This window comes from Dellaglioa sp. CoH-56-MRSF-11 (assembly GCF_056782135.1).
In genome coordinates this window covers 1-242 of sequence record NZ_JBXAYE010000159.1, presented here as the reverse complement: position 1 = coordinate 242, position 242 = coordinate 1, and the positions used below count along the sequence as shown (strand labels likewise).

The window sequence follows — 242 nt, the reverse complement described above, 5'->3', positions numbered from 1 at the left end:
GGCGTTAAGGAGTTGTTCCTCGACGATCGTAATGTGCCGCGTCCGGGTCGCGAGGACGCTCCGGGCCCGGGTCAATATAACCTGCACCGTGTGTTCTTCACGGCACGTGCCCGCGACGCGTACGTACGTCGTATGGAGGCCGGAATCCTGCACCCGCACGAGCGCGCAGTTCACGAACGATCGCTGGACCAATCGAATATGGACGACTTCGCGTATGACGATTTCGACGACTTTGCACCAAT

The 242-nt window shown here is 59.5% G+C and carries 1 protein-coding gene; it reads left to right on the top strand.

The window, feature by feature from the left end:
• Window positions 1-242, top strand: a 242-nt coding sequence (locus AC1RPT_RS08225; protein WP_481763062.1) for a hypothetical protein, incomplete at both ends; no start/stop codon positions are given.